Annotated in this window: 15 protein-coding genes and 1 tRNA gene; 10 read left to right on the forward strand and 6 right to left on the reverse strand. The window is 64.8% G+C overall.

From position 1 onward, the window contains the following. The first annotated feature begins 6 nt into the window (after nt 1-6). Together VGN66_RS03020 and VGN66_RS03025 are read left to right on the forward strand one after the other, a co-directional pair. Nucleotides 7-3141 carry an efflux RND transporter permease subunit gene (locus VGN66_RS03020; RefSeq protein WP_327517357.1) on the forward strand — a complete coding sequence of 1045 codons (3135 nt, stop codon included), beginning with the start codon at nt 7-9 and terminating at the stop codon, nt 3139-3141. A gap of 106 nt (nt 3142-3247) precedes the next feature. Next, nucleotides 3248-4453: a DUF445 domain-containing protein gene (locus VGN66_RS03025; RefSeq protein WP_327517358.1), complete on the forward strand. Its 1206-nt coding sequence runs from the start codon at nt 3248-3250 to the stop codon at nt 4451-4453. Between the two features lie 231 nt (nt 4454-4684). Here the strand turns inward: VGN66_RS03025 and VGN66_RS03030 are convergent, their stop codons facing one another. After that, complete coding sequence (locus VGN66_RS03030) at nt 4685-5359, reverse strand: HAD-IB family phosphatase (RefSeq protein WP_327517359.1); 675 nt, start codon at nt 5357-5359, stop codon at nt 4685-4687. A gap of 100 nt (nt 5360-5459) precedes the next feature. Between VGN66_RS03030 and VGN66_RS03035 the strand changes: the two genes are divergently transcribed. From VGN66_RS03035 to VGN66_RS03050, 4 genes are read left to right on the forward strand one after another with little or no spacing between them, the layout of a single operon-like run. After that, nucleotides 5460-6563, forward strand: a complete 1104-nt coding sequence (locus tag VGN66_RS03035) for an ABC transporter permease (RefSeq protein ID WP_327517360.1) — start codon at nt 5460-5462, stop codon at nt 6561-6563. Next, on the forward strand, nt 6563-7384 hold the full coding sequence (locus tag VGN66_RS03040) for an ABC transporter ATP-binding protein (RefSeq protein ID WP_224922150.1): 822 nt from the start codon (nt 6563-6565) through the stop codon (nt 7382-7384). Before VGN66_RS03035 ends, VGN66_RS03040 begins: the two co-directional genes overlap by 1 nt. Continuing rightward, nucleotides 7385-8356: an MlaD family protein gene (locus tag VGN66_RS03045; protein ID WP_224922151.1), complete on the forward strand. Its 972-nt coding sequence runs from the start codon at nt 7385-7387 to the stop codon at nt 8354-8356. 8 nt (nt 8357-8364) lie between these two features. Continuing rightward, nucleotides 8365-8982 (forward strand): ABC-type transport auxiliary lipoprotein family protein, encoded by a 618-nt coding sequence (locus tag VGN66_RS03050; RefSeq protein WP_327517361.1) that lies wholly within the window; start codon nt 8365-8367, stop codon nt 8980-8982. A 3-nt stretch (nt 8983-8985) separates the two neighbouring features. Here VGN66_RS03050 and VGN66_RS03055 read toward each other — a convergent pair whose 3' ends face one another. After that, nucleotides 8986-9849, reverse strand: a complete 864-nt coding sequence (locus VGN66_RS03055) for a peptidylprolyl isomerase (protein ID WP_327517362.1) — start codon at nt 9847-9849, stop codon at nt 8986-8988. An 88-nt stretch (nt 9850-9937) separates the two neighbouring features. On the opposite strand from VGN66_RS03055, the gene VGN66_RS03060 reads away from it, so the two are divergent. Then, a tRNA-Ser gene (locus tag VGN66_RS03060) sits at nt 9938-10028 on the forward strand. A gap of 70 nt (nt 10029-10098) precedes the next feature. On the opposite strand, the gene VGN66_RS03065 is transcribed toward VGN66_RS03060, so the two are convergent. From VGN66_RS03065 to VGN66_RS03075, 3 genes are all read right to left on the reverse strand, one after another. Continuing rightward, nucleotides 10099-10974 carry a hypothetical protein gene (locus VGN66_RS03065; RefSeq protein WP_327517363.1) on the reverse strand — a complete coding sequence of 292 codons (876 nt, stop codon included), beginning with the start codon at nt 10972-10974 and terminating at the stop codon, nt 10099-10101. A gap of 31 nt (nt 10975-11005) precedes the next feature. After that, a complete protein-coding gene (locus VGN66_RS03070) occupies nt 11006-11185 on the reverse strand; it encodes a hypothetical protein (RefSeq protein WP_327517364.1) in 180 nt (59 codons plus the stop codon). Nucleotides 11186-11584: 399 nt separating this feature from the next. Then, nucleotides 11585-13303 (reverse strand): DUF5597 domain-containing protein, encoded by a 1719-nt coding sequence (locus tag VGN66_RS03075; protein WP_327517365.1) that lies wholly within the window; start codon nt 13301-13303, stop codon nt 11585-11587. Between the two features lie 190 nt (nt 13304-13493). On the opposite strand from VGN66_RS03075, the gene VGN66_RS03080 reads away from it, so the two are divergent. Next, nucleotides 13494-13811 carry a hypothetical protein gene (locus VGN66_RS03080; RefSeq protein WP_327517366.1) on the forward strand — a complete coding sequence of 106 codons (318 nt, stop codon included), beginning with the start codon at nt 13494-13496 and terminating at the stop codon, nt 13809-13811. 124 nt (nt 13812-13935) lie between these two features. On the opposite strand, the gene VGN66_RS03085 is transcribed toward VGN66_RS03080, so the two are convergent. Further along, a complete protein-coding gene (locus VGN66_RS03085) occupies nt 13936-14607 on the reverse strand; it encodes a TetR/AcrR family transcriptional regulator (RefSeq protein ID WP_327517367.1) in 672 nt (223 codons plus the stop codon). A gap of 82 nt (nt 14608-14689) precedes the next feature. Between VGN66_RS03085 and VGN66_RS03090 the strand changes: the two genes are divergently transcribed. Beyond that, nucleotides 14690-15802, forward strand: coding sequence for an LLM class flavin-dependent oxidoreductase (locus tag VGN66_RS03090; protein ID WP_327517368.1), 1113 nt, complete (start codon nt 14690-14692; stop codon nt 15800-15802). Next, nucleotides 15799-16365 carry an NADPH-dependent FMN reductase gene (locus tag VGN66_RS03095; protein ID WP_327517369.1) on the forward strand — a complete coding sequence of 189 codons (567 nt, stop codon included), beginning with the start codon at nt 15799-15801 and terminating at the stop codon, nt 16363-16365. Before VGN66_RS03090 ends, VGN66_RS03095 begins: the two co-directional genes overlap by 4 nt. The last annotated feature ends 26 nt before the right edge of the window (nt 16366-16391 follow it).

Consider the following 16391-nt stretch of genomic DNA (forward strand, 5'->3'; position numbering starts at 1 on the left):
ACGGATATGCGCAACATCTCCGCCTGGTCGATCCGGAACCCGGTTCCGCCGATCGTCCTGTTCATCGCGCTGACCATTGCGGGCTTTGTCAGCTTCGCGCGGATGGACGTGAACAACGATCCGGACATCGACTTCCCGATCGCGATCGTCGTCATCAGCCAGCCGGGTGCGGCGCCGACCGAGCTGGAGACCCAGGTCACCCAGCGCGTTGAGTCGGCGGTGCGCGCGCTGCAGGGCATCGACCAGATCGAATCGAACGTGACCGAAGGTCAGTCGACTACGGTTATTCAGCTCGACATCGGTACCCCGATCGACCGCGCGGTTCAGGACGTCCGCGAGGCGGTGAACCAGGTCCGTGGCGATCTGCCCGACGGGATTCTCGAGCCGCAGGTGTTCCGCGCCAACACCACCGACAACGACATTGCCAGCTTCACCGCGATCACCACCGACATGACGGTGGAAGAGCTGAGCTGGTATGTCGACAATGCGGTGGCCAAGGAGCTGTTGTCGGTTCCCGGCCTGACCGCGGTCGACCGCATCGGTGGCGTCAATCGTGAGATCCGGATCGTCCTCGATCCGACCAAGGTCCAGTCCTACGGCCTGACCGCGAGCCAGGTGAACCAGCAGCTGCGTCAGGTGAACCTGAACGCTGCGGGCGGTCGCGCCGAGATTTCGGGCACCGAACAATCGGTGCGCGTGCTCGGCAACGCCGCCAACGCCTATCAGCTTGGCCAGACCCAGATCGCGATCGGCGGCGGACGCACCGTGCGCCTCGCCGACATCGCCGATGTCCGCGACGCCTATGCCGAAGTGCGCAACTCGGCCGAGTGGAACGGCAAGCAGGTGCTCGCCTTCGACATCAAGCGCGGCAAGGGCGCCTCCGACGTCTCGGTGTTCGCCGAGGCGCAGGAGAAGCTCAAGGAGCTTCAGACCCGCAATCCAAAGGTCCAGTTTGAGGTGTTGTTCAACAACACCAAATACGCAAAGGACCAGTATGAATCGGCGCTGTGGGCGCTGATCGAGGGTGCGGCGCTCGCCGTGGTCGTCGTGTTCCTGTTCCTGCGCGACTGGCGCGCGACGCTGATCTCCGCGCTCGCGATTCCGCTCTCGGCGATTCCGACCTTCTTCTTCATGGAGCTGCTCGGCTTCAACCTCAACCAGATGACGCTGCTCGCGCTCAGTCTGGTGGCGGGCGTGCTGGTCGATGACGCGATCGTGGAGATCGAAAACATCGTCCGACACATGCGCATGGGCAAGACCGCCTATCAGGCATCGATCGACGCGGCGGACGAAATCGGCGTCGCGGTGGTCGCGACCACCATGTCGATCGTCGCGGTGTTCCTGCCGGTCGGCATGATGCCGGGCATTGCGGGTCAGTTCTTCAAGAATTTCGGCCTGACCGTGGTCGCGGCGGTGCTGATGAGCCTTGCCGTCGCGCGTCTGCTCACGCCGATGATCGCCGCCTATTTCCTGAAGGCCAAGGGGCACGCCACGCATGGCGAAGGCTGGCTGATGGACCAGTATATGAAGGTGCTGCACTGGACGCTGCGCCATCGCTGGTCGGCGGTGGTCGGTTATCTGGCGTCGCTGGGCCTGACGCTGGTCATGTTTATGACGCTGCCGCAGACCTTCCAGCCCAATCAGGATCAGGACGCGGTCACCGCCAGCATCGAAATGGTGCCCGGCACCACGCTCGAACAAACCAAGCTGGTGGTCGACCGTGTGCGCGATCTGCTGGCCAAGCAGGAGGGCGTCGAGAACACCTATTCCCGCGCCTTCGTCGGCAATGGTCGCGTCACCGCGATGCTGGCGGACGAGCGGTCGTTCAAGAGCGACGAGTTCGAACGGCGGCTGACTCCTGAACTGGCGAAGATTGCCGATGCACGCGTGTCGTTCCGCAACCAGCAGGGCTGGGGCGGGTCGGGCCGTGCGCTGACGATCACGCTTGGCGGCGAAGATCCCGCGCTGCTCCAGGCGACGGCGCAGAAGATCGTCGAGGAGATGGAGGGGCTCAAGACGATCGTCGCGCCGCGCGTTTCGGGCGACCTCAAACGGCCTGAAATCGTGATCCGCCCGCGCATGGACCTGGCGGCCGACATGGGCGTCACCACTGCGGCGCTGTCGAGCGCGATCCGCATCGCAACGCTGGGCGATATTGACCAGAACAGTGCGCGCTTCTCGCTTTCGGACCGCCAGATTCCGATCCGCGTGGCGTTGGATGAGGATGCCCGGACCAAACTGTCGACGATCCAGAACCTGCCGGTTCAGACGCAGGCGGGCGGTTCGGTCCCGCTCAGCCTCGTCGCCGATATCGGATTTGGCGCAGGCCCGACGCGCATCGACCGCATCAACAAGCAGCGCCGCATCATGATCGGTGCCGACCTCGCCCCCGGCGTGGTCAGCGGCGACGCCATGAAGCAGATCGACGCGCTGCCCACGATGAAGAATCTGCCGCTCGGCGTCGGCAAGCTGACCGTCGGTCAGGCCAAGTGGCAGGCCGAGATGATCCAGAACTTCATCGTCGCGGTGATCGCGGGCGTGTTCCTGGTCTTCGCGGTGCTGGTGCTGCTGTATCGCCGCTTCATGTCGCCGCTGGTCAACATGGGCTCGCTGCTCAACGCGCCGCTCGGCGGACTGTTGCTGCTGTGGCTGGTTGGCTCTGCAATCTCGATGCCGGTCTATATCGGCATCCTGATGCTGCTCGGCATCGTCGCGAAGAACTCGATCCTGCTGATCGACTTCGCGCTCGAGGAGATGGAAAAGGGCGTCGACAAGCTGACCGCCATCGCGGACGCAGGGCACAAGCGCGCCCAGCCGATCGTGATGACCACGGTGGCGATGGTCGCCGGTATGGTCCCGACCGCGATCTCGCTGACGGGCGACAGCTCGTGGCGTTCGCCGATGGGCATCACCGTGATCGGCGGTCTGGTCGTCTCGACCGTCCTGACGCTGCTGATCGTGCCTGCGCTGTTCAGCCTGGCGATCGGGGTCGAGCGGTGGATGGGGCCGCGCCTGCGCCGTCGTCTCCTGACCTACACCCCCGGCGACGAGAACGGACCGCAGGATCCGGCGGCGATCGGCCAGCAGCCCGCAGGGCGTATCGGCCAGCGCGGAACCGAAGGCCCCGAGCCTGCCGAGTGAACTAAAAGACGGCACGCGGATTGTTCCGGCTATGAACCCGGCAATCCGCGTGCTTTCTGGTCCAGTGATTCGCGACCGTGACCCCGTTCCGCCCGGCCTGAGGCGCATGCGTGTTGTTGCCACCGGCTTGTTGGTGGCAATGGCGTGCGTCTATTTCATCGCCCGCGGCTATGAGCCCGACTACAGCGTCGCGGGCTTCATTCGCGCCTTTGCCGAAGCGGCGATGGTCGGTGGCCTGGCCGACTGGTTCGCGGTCACGGCGCTGTTCCGTCACCCGCTGGGCCTGCCGATTCCGCACACCGCGATCATTCCGCGCAACAAGGAGCGGATCGCGACTTCGCTCGCCAATTTCCTGCGCGACAATTTCCTGATTCCCCGGGTGGTCGCACGGCGGATGCGGTCGATCGATGTCGCGGGCGCAGCGGGCCGCTGGCTCGCCCAGCCGCCCGAAAGCTCGGGGCGCCTGCGCCGTGGCGCATCGCGCATGGCCGCGTCGCTGCTCGAATCGCTCGACAAGGATCAGCTCGGAGGCCTGATCAAGGGCGCGGTCGCCAGCCGTCTGCGCCAGACCGACATCGCGCCGCTGCTCGGCCAGGCGCTGGGTGCAGCGATTGCCGAGGGACGGCACCTCCCGCTGATGGATTCGATGCTGCGCTGGCTGGCCAAGATCATCGACCAGAATGAGGCGCTGATCCGCAAGATGGTGCATGAGCGCGCCGGTTCGATCATGCGCTGGACTGGCCTCGACGAGACACTCGCCAATGCGATCATCGACGGGCTGTATAAGCTGGTGTCCGACGTCGCCGAGGACCCCGGCCACCCGCTGCGCGCCAAGGTGGAGGAGGGGCTGGAAAAGCTCGCCTTCGACCTGCAGTTCGACATCCCGACGCGGCTGAAGGTCGAGGAATTCAAGGCCGACATGCTCGACAATCCGGCGCTTGCCCGCTGGATCGAGGGGATGTGGGAACAGGCGCGCGGCGCGCTGCTGCGGGTTGCGCGCGACCCGGATGCTGCGCTGGCAGGCAAGCTCGGCGACGCGCTGCGCCAGCTTGGGGCAACGCTGCAAAGCGACCCGCGCCTAGCCCATATGATCAACCGTTTCGTCCGCCGCGCCGCCGTCGGCACCGCCGCCGATTATGGCGACGGCATCGTCCGGCTGGTGTCGGACACGGTGCGCGGCTGGGACGCGCGCACGATCACCGGGCGGCTCGAGAATGCGGTGGGCAAGGATCTGCAGTATATCCGCATCAATGGGACTTTGGTTGGTGGCCTGGTGGGGCTGACGCTGCACACGTTGCATACGGTGTTGTGAGCCTCACCTCCGTTTGCCCTGAGCTTGTCGAAGGGCGATCTCCCGTCCCACCAAACGCGGGACTGGTGCTTCGACAAGCTCAGCACAAACGGCGTGAGGTCATCCGCCGTGATTGGGCGATGCTTTAATCGAAGCGATGGCAGCCTTCTTCTTCTTTTGGCTCGCGCACCAGAAGGCAGAAGAAGACCCTCCCCAACCCCTCCCGCAAGCGGGAGTGGCTAAGAAGACGCTTCACCCCTCCCAGTCCAGCACCGGCCACCCCTTGACCGCCGCCAGCTTGCGCAGCGGCCCGTGCGCGTTGACCGCGAACGGCTCGTCGGCCCATTCCAGCACCGGCGCGTCGGAGACATGATCGCTGTAGAAGCGTACGCGGATTTCGTCGCGCGCCAGACCCTCACGCGCCATCCACGCTTCAATCAGCCGCAATTTGGCCGGGCCATAGCAATTCTCGCCCTCAAGCCCCGCCAGCACATTGCCTTGCGGATCGCGCCGCGCGGCGGTGGCGATCACCGTTCCGATGAGCAGCCGCGCGGCGATCGCTCCGGCGTAATAGCCATGGCTCGCAGTCGCCAGCACCGGCTCCCACCCTGCCGCGCGATCCGCTTCGACGCGCGCACGCGCATCGGCGAACAGGTTGGTCGCGGCCATATCGTCGGCAAAGGTCTCGGCCACCGCCGTCAGTTCGGCCGGCGGGATCGCGCGGCCGATCATCAGGCGATGGGTGATTTCCTTGAGCCGCGCCCGGTCGATCGCCTTGGCGAGATAGGCAAGGCTCGCGAGTCCCGCGAGCGGTAGCAGGGCCAGCCGCCAGGGCGCGCGTGCCTTCGCCGCATGGATCAGAAACGGCGTCCACGTCGCACGCTGCGTGATCGTCTTGTCCATGTCGTAAATGGCGAGCCGGCGCATCGGAACCTTTCGTCGCAGTCCGGAATTGGTCCAGACCAAGTCTTACCCTCTACCTACAGGTGCTTGCCGTTCCAGTCCGAATCAACGATGGATGGCAGCGATGAACGCGCCAGCCGACTTCCAGCACGACGCGGCCGAAGGGACGCTGCGGTTCAGCGGCAATTTGTCGCTGCGCAATATCGACGATCTGCCGAGCCGGCTCGGTGCGGTCGAGGGTGAGGTGCGTCGGCTCGACATGCGCGGGATCGACCGGATCGATACGGTCGGCGCCTGGCTGATCCATCGCTTCGCGCGCGACCATGATGCGCAGGTGACCGGGCTCGACCCCAATCAGCAATTGCTGTTCGACCACGTCGCCGCCGCCGACCATCCGATCGAGGCGCCGCCCAAGCCGATGGGCGCCTTCGCCCAGCTGCTTGCCGAAATCGGCGAAGCGGTGGTTCAGGCGATCAAGACCATGTACGGCCTGCTCGGCTTCATGGGCGCGACCGCAGTGGCGGCGGCGCGCGTGATCGCCAACCCGCGCCGCTTCCGCTATCACGCGACTGTTCATCGTTTTGAAGTGGTCGGCGTCTCTGCGCTCGGCATCATCGGGTTGATGAGCTTCCTGATCGGCATCGTCATCGCGCAACAGGGCGCAGTGCAGCTGCGCCAGTTCGGTGCTGAGGTGTTTACGATCAACCTCGTCGGGCGGATCACCTTGCGTGAACTCGGCATCCTGATGACCGCGATCATGGTCGCGGGCCGCTCGGGATCGGCCTTTGCGGCCCAGCTCGGCACGATGAAGCTGACCGAAGAGATTGACGCGATGCGCACCATCGGGGTCAACCCAATGGAGGCGCTAGTGCTGCCGCGCGTGATCGCTGCAGTACTGATGCTCCCGTTGCTCGGCTTCTACGCCTCGCTGCTCGGGATGATCGGGGGCGGCCTGTTGTGCTGGATCGCGCTCGATATTCCGCCGATCACCTTCGTTCAGCGGCTCCGCGAAGTGGTGCCGATCACCGACCTCTATGTCGGCCTCGTCAAGGCGCCGGTGTTCGGCGCGATCATCGCCATCGCCGGCTGCTATCAGGGGATGCAGGTCGAGAGCGACGCCGAACAGGTCGGCCTGCGCACCACCACTGCGGTGGTTCAGGCGATCTTCCTCGTCATCGTGCTCGACGCGTTCTTTGCGGTGTTCTTCACCGAAGTGGGGTGGAACTGATGACCGCCCCCATTTTCGACGGCGAAGAGGCGGTGATCCGCATCCGTGGCCTGCGCAACAGCTTCGGCGATCAAGTGGTGCACGAGAATCTCGATCTCGATGTGCGGCCGGGCGAGATTCTGGGCGTGGTTGGCGGATCGGGCACCGGCAAATCGGTGCTGATGCGATCGATCATCGGCCTGCAACCGCCCGATGCGGGCGAGGTCCATGTGTTCGGCGAATCGGTGATCGACGCCGATGAGCGTCAGGCGATCGAGATCCGCCGCCGCTGGGGCGTGTTGTTTCAGGGCGGCGCGCTGTTTTCGACCCTGACCGTGGCCGAGAATGTTCAGGTTCCGCTCAAGGAATTCTACCCCCAGCTCGACCCGCAATTGCTGGCGGAGATCGCTGCGTACAAGGTGGTGATGACCGGTCTGCCGCCCGAAGCGGGCCCCAAATACCCGTCCGAACTGTCGGGCGGTATGAAGAAGCGCGCCGGCCTGTCACGCAGCCTGGCGCTCGATCCCGAACTGCTGTTCCTCGACGAGCCGACCGCCGGGCTCGACCCGATCGGCGCGGCGGCGTTCGATGAACTGACGCGCTCGCTCCAGCAGACGCTGGGCCTGACCGTCTTCCTCATCACCCACGACCTCGATACGCTCTATGCGATTTGCGATCGGGTCGCGGTGCTCGCGGACAAGCGCGTGATCGCGGTGGGAACAATCGACGAGCTGCTCGCTTTGGATCATCCGTGGATCCAGGACTATTTCAACGGCCCGCGGGGCCGCGCGGCGGTGGCCAGTGCGGAACGGGCCGTCGCCAAGGGGGGCGAGAGGGACTGAATGGAAACGCGTTCAAACCATGTGCTGGTCGGCGCCGTCGTGCTGATCCTGCTCGCCGTGCTGGCGCTGTTCACCGTCTGGCTCGCCCGCGTGAATACGACCAGCGAGAAGGAATATGACATCTTCTTCAAACAGGCGGTCGACGGGCTGAACAAGGGCTCGCAGGTCGCCTTTTCCGGCGTCCCCGCCGGGCAGGTCAAGGAAATCGGCCTGTTCAAGCCCGACCCCAGCCTGGTGCGCGTGCGCATCGCAGTGAACAGCGATGTGCCTATCCTTCAGGGCACGACCGCGACCATCCAGGGCGTCGGCTTTACCGGGGTCAGCCAGATCCAGCTCGACGGCGCGGTCAAGGGCGCGCCGCCGATCGTGTGCCCCGATGCCAATCCGCGCAGCGTCTGCCCGCTCGGCGTCCCGGTGATCCCGACCAAACAGGGTGGCCTCGGCGCACTGCTCAACTCGGCGCCGCGCCTGCTCGAACGGCTTTCGACGCTGACCGAGCGGCTGACCGAATTGCTGTCCGACCGCAACCAGTCGTCGATCAGCGGCATCCTCGCCAATACCGAGAAGCTGACCGGCGAACTCGCCAAGGGCGCGCCGGACATGCGCGCGACGCTCGCCGAACTGCGCATCACGGTGCAGAAGGCGGGCACCGCCGCCGAGCAGATCGGTACCCTCGCCAGCACCACCGATCGCGTCGTGGGTCAGGAAATCTCGCCGGCGATGAAGGATTTGCGCGGTGCGATTGCCTCGGCCGACAAGAGCATGAAGGCGCTCGAGCGCACGCTGGGCAAGGCCGATGGCGGAATCGATGAGGTCACGACCAAGACGATTCCCGAGATCAATCAGCTGGTTCAGGACCTGCGCCAGATGACCGCGGCGCTCGCCTCGGTCGCGGAGAAAATCGACCGCGAGGGCGCCGGATCGCTGATCGGATCGCCCAAGTTGCCCGACTACGAACCCAAGAAGAAGTGAGCCCGATGATGCGCAAGCTCCTCCTCGCCCCCGTTCTGCTTGCCGCGCTGCCCTTGGGCGGCTGCATCAAGTTCGGTGCCGAGCCGCCGCCCTCGCTGCTCAAGCTCGAGGCGGACGCGGCGATGCCGACCGGACAGACGGTCAGCTCCGCGACGGTGCGCTCGATCACGATCACGGTCCCGTCGGTGCCGCAGGAACTGGCCGTGACCCGCGTGCCGGTGCGCAGCAGCGACACTGCGGTCGCCTATCTCAAGGACGCACAATGGGTCGAAGCGCCCAACCGCATGTTCGCGCGCGTGCTCGGCGATACGATTTCGGTGCGCACCGGGCGCGTGGTGCTGGGTCTGCGCCAGTCGCTGTCGGACCCCGGCGCGCGGCTCGGCGGCGAGCTGCGTCAGTTCGGCGTCGATGCCGACAGCAATGCGGCGGTGGTGGTTTATGAGGCGACACTGGTGCGCGACCGTCCCGCCGCTGCCGATGGCATTCGCCCGGCGATGACGTTCGAAAAGCGCCGCTTTGAAGCGCGCGTGCCGCTGGCGGAGCTGACCCCTGCCGCCGCCGGTGCCGGCCTCAATCAGGCCACGAATCAGGTGGCAGGCGAGGTCGCCGACTGGGTCGGGAAATAGGCTTTATTCCGCCCGGCGCACCGGCGGCATGACATTGCAGATGTCTGCGCCGCCCGAGGGCAGGTTGAAGAAGGGCGGCTGGCGATTCTCGCGCGCCTTGATCCATGCGGCGAAGCGGGCGTTGTCGGCGGCGCGAACCTGAAAGCGCGGGCGTTGGGCCTCGGGCAGTGCGCTGGCGAGGCGGCCACTGGTAAAGGCGACATGCTGGCTCGCCTCCTTGTAGAGGCCAAGCCCGCCTTCGGTGCCGCGCGGCAGCGCCGAAAGATGCTCGATCCCCTCGAGCACCCGCCCGACGATCGCGATATTGCGGTCGAGATGGCGCGGGCCGTGGCCGATCACTGCGTACAGATCGCCGCCACTCCCCGTGCTCGGCGCCAGATCGCGCGCGACGCCGACCATGCCATAGCAATGCGGAATCCACGCGACCGTGCCGTTGGTCGCCAGCGGCCAGCCATCGGCGCTGTGCCCGGTCGCGCTCGAATAAGGATCGGTGCGGGTCAGCCGCGTCACCGCGTCGAATTTCGGCCAGTCATATTCGGCGGGCGGCTGCGCGATCACCCCTTCGGGTAGCGGCTTCTTCTCGGTCGGGTCGCCCCATTGCACGACATAATTGTCGTGGACGCGATAGACGCTGGCTGCATCCCACCAGCCCGCCGCGGCGAGCGTGCGGATATTGGCGACATGCACCGGCGCGTAACGCGGGGCGAGGCGGATCACGACCCGCTTGCCCTCGCCCAGCGTCATCACCAGCAACTCGTCCGCCGGAATATCGCGCCAGTCACCGGGCAATGGATCGGACGGAAGCGGGGCGGGGGCGGCGGCCGGTGCAGCGGCCTGAAGGGCAAGCGCGAGGGAGAGGGTCAGCATGGCCCCAAGCTGTCACGCCGCGCGCGCCCGCGCAACGCGCTTGCGCAGCGCCCGGCAAATCTCTACGCAGCGCGCTTCCAGCGATTGCGGAGCGGTGGCCGAGTGGTCGAAGGCGCTCGCCTGGAAAGTGAGTATACGCCAAAAGCGTATCGAGGGTTCGAATCCCTCCCGCTCCGCCAGATGCCATTGAAATCGTTATATTTTTTCCGATTTCTTTGGCTCTGCCCTATCATCTGCCCTAACAGGTAATCACCCACCCATCGCCGACTTGAATGTTCGCGGGTTCTCCTGCACGAAATTGAGGATCGCGCGGCCACCGGCCGGGGTCTGCAGTGCGGCCTCGATCGCGGCGGCCGAGTCGAACACGTTCACGACGCGGGTCTCACCGCTGCCGTTTCCACCGTCGTGATAGCGAGGTCGCGAATCGGCCCGCGTCAGCACTTCCTCGTCACGTCGCAGAATCGCAGGCACCTCGTCGGGTGCGAGGCCGGCGATGCCGCCGGTGTGATAGCGCGCGGCATCCTTGAACGAACCGAGGTCTGCCGCGCGCTGGGCGTTCGCGACATCGACGATGCCGCCGTTGTGGAAACGGCTCGCAGCGAATCCGGCAATGCCACCGCCGGCTCCACCACTGCTGGAGCTTGCGCCCCCTCCGGCCGCACTGACTGCGTTGAAGGCCGCCTGCTGACTGATCATCTGTGCGATCTGCCTCGGGAAGTCGGCGGCGAACTGGAGGAACGCGTCCTTCAGCGACTTGAAGACGTTCTTCCCTTCGGCGATGTCCTTGGCGAACCGGTCGAACGCGCTGGCGGCACCGTTCGCGATCGACTCATTGATCTGCTTCCCGGCCATCAGGAACTGGCGGCCGGTATCGCCGACCGTGATTTGGATGCCCTTCAGCTTCGCAATAGCAGCCTCGGCTTCCGGGCCGCCCATGGCCGACCAGAACGCAATCGCCTTACTGATCGCCTGGTCGAGCGCGGTGTTGACGCCGCCCAGTTCTTCTTCGAGCATCCCGGCGAGGTTGGTATTGCCGCCGCGCTGCGCCGCATCGATCTGCTCCTGCAGCGCCCGACGCTGCTTGACCAAACGATCGACCGGCGCCGTTGCCGCCTCACGCTGCACCCGGGCGCGCGCCGCGGCGCCCTTGGTCGCTTCATTCGAGTTCGACCTGCTGCCGGATTGCCTCGGCCTGTGCGTTGTTGAACCGGACCTGATCCTTAGCCGCCTTGTCGCGTGCAGCGGCGATCGCGCGCTGCACTTCACCCTCGCGCTCGTCATCGATCAGTGCCTCGCCAATGAGGCCGCGCTGCTGGTCGGCGATCTCGGTGTTCAATTCCCCGGAACGTGAATTACTCTCCACGAACTTCGAAGGGGTATTCGAAGCGCTTTGCGACGGACTTCGCAACAACCGTAGCGCGCAAGTCCAGGGCCCGTGCTACTCGGGAAAGCTCAAGATGCTCTGCGATCTTGTCGCGCTCTACAAGGAGCGCGGTTCTGCTCGGGCACAGCAAGATCGAGAACACGATCCGCTTTCTGGGTGTCGACGTAGAGGATGCGCTCACGCTCGCCGAGCGAACCGAAATCTGACTATCGAGGCGGCTGTCGGGCATCGCCCGATGGCCGCTATTGGTGGGCGCGGAGCGCCTCAGGCTCGACGGAAACTGGGTGGGAAGCCGAAAGACCGCTTTCGACCATCGTCATGGCCAGTGACGCCTTTGAGCAATCGGAACGTCTAGGTGCTACTGCGCAGCAGCTTGATCTTGACGATTCCATAGCGATCGGAGGGCAGCAGCCTCAAACGCTCATCGCCGTTCAATACTTGGCCAGGCACCCATCTGCCGTCCTGGTAAGCGCCTTCCTCGACGTGCGAGATTTCCACCTCGCCCTTCCGGTCGGCCAACGCGAAGTCGATGTCGACATCACGACCGACCAGTACGAGTTCGTTTTCGCTCAACCGCACGATCAGTCCAGAAGGGCGCATGTCAGTCATGTCCGGTGCAAGCGGCGAATCGGTTTGGGCTTGTTTGATCCGGCGATCGACGGGGGGCGGAACCCCCATATCGACCAGCTTCTTCTGCAGCGTTTCGTACGCACCGCGCAGCGTCACGCGAACGTTGCCAAGGTTCAGCGTCTCGGTGGTGCCGGGTTCAAGGACGAAACCGTGAAGCGTCCCGCGCGCCTGCGCTTCGGCGATGAGAGGCAGCATCCCGCCCAATACGCGATAGGCATCGGCAATCTGGTTGGTGGCGACGCCGTCCTCGATCCCGAATGGCGCGAACCCCATGCCCCGGAAACGCCCGACCGTTTCAAACAGGTTGCCAACGACGAAGCGGGCTTCGGGCACGAATAACGGGTTAGTTGCGGTCGCATAGCGCGAGGCCCATCCGCGAAAGTCGTCGACATAGACGTCGGGCGAGACCCAATCGAGGTGCCGGCCAGCTGCGGCCCATACATCGAACACGCGTGGCACCGGTCCGCCGGACGGATAGTTGCCCGCTTGATCTTGTTCACGCTGCGGCCCGAGCCATGCGTTCGCGTACATCGGCAGCGCGTACTCTGCTTTCCCCGCAGCCGCGACCGAATCGACAAAGCGCGCGACGTGCCACGCCATGAATACTTCGTCGGCCTGCCAGTCCGCGCCGAATACCTCGGCCCAGCTACCCGCGGTCCGATACCCGCGCGCGGCCCATAGTCGTTCGAGGGTCGGCGCAAGCCTTCCCTGGTGCTGGCGCAGCCGGTCCATCAGCGCTGCCGGAACTGGGCCTCGCCAGGCGCGCTCCGCCGCCGCTGATCGGTCGCGGCTGTCGCCGAGAAGGCCGGATTCATTCTCCACTTGCATCGCGATCACGCGGCGATCGAGATCGACTTGGCCAAGGTGGGTCATGACAGCTGCAAAAGCACGTGCGTCCGACTGACGTATCGCGTCGCTGAACACACTCAGCACGACACCGCCAGCCCGCCCACGAGCAGGCGATGCGGGGTCCACTTGAACGCGCGGGAAGCGCTTGCGATCTGCGCGAACCCATTCAGGCGCGTATGTCGATTTGGCATTTTTCATCGTGCCGAACCAAAGGAAGACGACACGCATATCATGCTCGCGCGCCTGACTCAGATGGTCATCGATCAGGCTGAAGTCGAAACGCCCTTCGTTCGGTTCGATCTGCTCCCAGTAGATAGGGATGATCGCCGTATTCAGGTGTTGTGCGACAAGCTTCGGCCAAACGGTTCGCATATGACTGATGCTCGAAGCGGCGGAATTGTGAACCTCGCCAGCTAGCGCGATGTGTGGTTTCCCATCGACCATCAGTTGGATGGCTTTGCCGTTACGCGCCAGCGAAGGAACGGGACGCTGCTGCGCGATGGCAGGGCCAGCGATAACCCCGACGACTGCTGCAATCGTGCAGAGCAGCAACCATGCTCGCACGATCAAACGCCGTTGATGGTATGGCATTCGTCCCCCTCCGAAGTGTCCATATAAGAATGTAAATTCTAATAAATGAATGACGCAGCAATTGCATCAATTATCCGCTCAGCTCTCCAGTCGGCCGTGATCGGTCGTGAGCACCGCGCACTACGGACGAAATACCGCTGTTTGCATTTGAGGGCGTCAGTCGGAGGGCCGCTCTGGGGTCGGCACCTGAATGGCAGGAAATCGCGGCGGTTGCGGAAAAGCCGCCCTTCAGGTGCCGATCGAGGTGGTGTGTGCGGCCTTCTCGCAGGTGCCGTGGATGGTCGCCGGATTGACCCGCCTCGCGCTGATGCATGAACGCCTTGCGCGCGAACTGGCCCCCCGGCTCGGCCTGTTGATCCAGGAGCCGCCATTCCCGCTCCCGGTGAAGCGGGAGATGATGCAGTTGCACAGCGCCCTAAAGATGGACCTCGGCCTCGCCTCGCTGTGCGAACGGCTTCAGGCGGTCGCGCGGGCGGGCGAGCAGACATTGCGTACTGTGGAGACGTAGAGGTTCGAGAACCCGCCATTCCGGTGTTCTGGTCGGAGGTGGTGCCCCTTACCGCAGTCCCGGGGATCGATGCCCATGGCGCATGGAGACACTCCCGCCCGTCATCGGCGCACCGGGATACCTCTCAGCCTTCATACTGCAGATAGGCGAGCGCCATGGTCGAAAGTTCCGACTTGAGCGTGGCCCAGATCGCGTCGTCAGCCGATTCAGCGGTCGATCCCAGGCCGAATTGGCGGGCGGCCGTGGCGAACACGATGCGGAACACCGAATGGGCGGCGCGCTCGGGATCCTTGGAGCGGATTTCGTCGCGGAACGTCAGGATCGCCTTGGCCGAAAGATCGGCCGAGCGCTGCGCGGTCTCACGCCCGGGGGCCGAAACGGCGGGGTCGATCGACGCGCGCTGCATGATCGTGCGCAGCAGTTGCGAATGGGTCGAGAGGAAATTGCTGTATCCATCCACATAGCGCGGCAGAAATTGGGCAAGCGAGCTGGATTCGCTGAGGAGCCCGGCGATCATCTCGCCCTCCTTCTCGACGATCGACTGCAACTCCTCCGCGATCACGGCGTGGAGCAGCCGGTCCTTGCTCTCGAAACGCAGATAGATCGAACCGATCGATACCGCGCCGCGCTCGCTCACGTCCTGCAGCGTGAATTCCTCGCTCCCCCGTTCGAGCATGAGCGCCTTGGTCGCATCGAGCATGCGGCGAAATGAAGCAAGGCTGCGTCCCTGGCGGGGCTTACGGCTCAGCGCGCTGGCGGCGAGGGCCTCGGTAGGCGACGGAGCGGCACTTGACATGCGGGTCATAAGGGATATCAAAATACGAACGTCAATTCTAATTTAGACAACAGCGAAAATTCTGATTCGCGGGGGAGAGGTCATGCGGTTCTCGGTTTTTCTCAATGCTCGTTCGATGCGTCCCGAGGACGACCGCGCGTTGATGCACGATCTGGAGCGGCACGCGACGCTTGCCCGCGATCTGAACTTCGACGCGGTGTTCATGCCCGACCACCATTTCAACGGGTACATGCCGCTGGCGAGCGACAGCTTCATCTTCGCCGCCTATCTGGCGGCCAAGCTGCCCGAACTGCATTTCGGCTTTTCAGTGGTGTCGGTTCCGCTGCACCATCCGGTCCGTTTCGTTGAGCGGATCAACCTGCTCGATCAGCTCACCGACGGGAAACTGCTCGTCGGGGTCGGTAGCGGCACGACGCCGGAGGAGATGATCGGCTTTGGCGTCAACTACAAGGACGCCGGTGCGGTTGCCGAACGCAACCTGGCGCTGGCCGAGCAACTCTGGGCCAAGCGCATGGAGGATCCGGCAGTCGAGATCGACAATGGCCCGCATCAGGGGCGGGTACTGCAGCGGATCGCGCCGGCGGCCTATACCCGAGGCCATGCGCGGCTGATGCCCGTGGCGCTCAAGGAATCGAGCGCACGTCGCGCTGCGACCCATGGCTGGCCAGCCTTCATCCCGGCCTTTACGCCGCCCCAGATCGGCGGGACCGAGCCGTTCGTCCATGTGAAGAAGTATTTCGACACCTATCGCGCGATGTTGGACGATGCGGGTCACGACGCGGCGACGATCGCGTCGGCGCTTGACTGGACCACGCACACCTATCAGGCGGTGCATGTCGCGGAGACCGACGAACAGGCGCGCGACGAGTTGATGGTGATCCTGCGCCACTATCAGGATGCGATCGAGCGCGAGGCGGAGTTCAATGCACGCGCCGAGTCGGACGATGCCAATCGCAAGACCGATCGCACGCCCAACGCGCTGACCGATGACTGGATCGGAACCTGGTGCCTCTATGGATCGCCCGAGACGGTGATCGAGCATCTCAAGCCCTATGAGCAGTTGGGCATCGGCAACATCCTGTGCGGGACCCTGACCGGCCCGCTGACCGAAGAGCGGATGCGGCTCGGTAATCAGACGCTCGACCTGTTGTCGCGCAAGGTGATGCCGGCATTCGGTGGCGGTCGTCGCGCATGACGCATGTCGTGGGAATCGGTGGCACGCTGCGCGAGGGGTCATCCAGCGAGCGGCTGGTGCGGGCAACGCTCGACCGCTGCGTGGCGCGCGGGGCCTCGGCACAGATGTTCGACGGGCCGTTTCTGGCGCAGCTGCCTCATTATGACCCCGCCGCCCCGGTCCGCGGCGCGGCGGAGCGCGACCTGGTCGAAGCGGTCCGCGCCGCCGATGCGCTGGTGATCGCATCACCGGGTTATCACGGTGGTATTTCCGGGTTGGTGAAAAATGCGATCGATCTGCTTGAAGAACTGGCGCGGGATGCCCGGCCCTATTTCGATGGACGGCCGGTAGGATTGATCGTGTCGGCGGCGGGGTGGCAGGCTACGGGCGTGACGCTGACCGCGCTGCGCGGTGTGGTGCATGCGATGCGGGGTTGGCCGACGCCGCTCGGCATCGCGGTCAACTCGGTCGAACAGCGTCCGTTCGACGGATCGGGCGCGCTCGCCGATCCCGCGATCGCGGCGCAGATCGACATGCTTGCGGCCCAGTTGGTGGCACCAGTGGGAGCGCTTGCCCGCGCTTGACTCGGGTTTCAAATGAATTAGAATAC

It is taken from the genome of Sphingomonas sp., from assembly GCF_035998645.1.
GTDB lineage: Bacteria > Pseudomonadota > Alphaproteobacteria > Sphingomonadales > Sphingomonadaceae > Sphingomonas.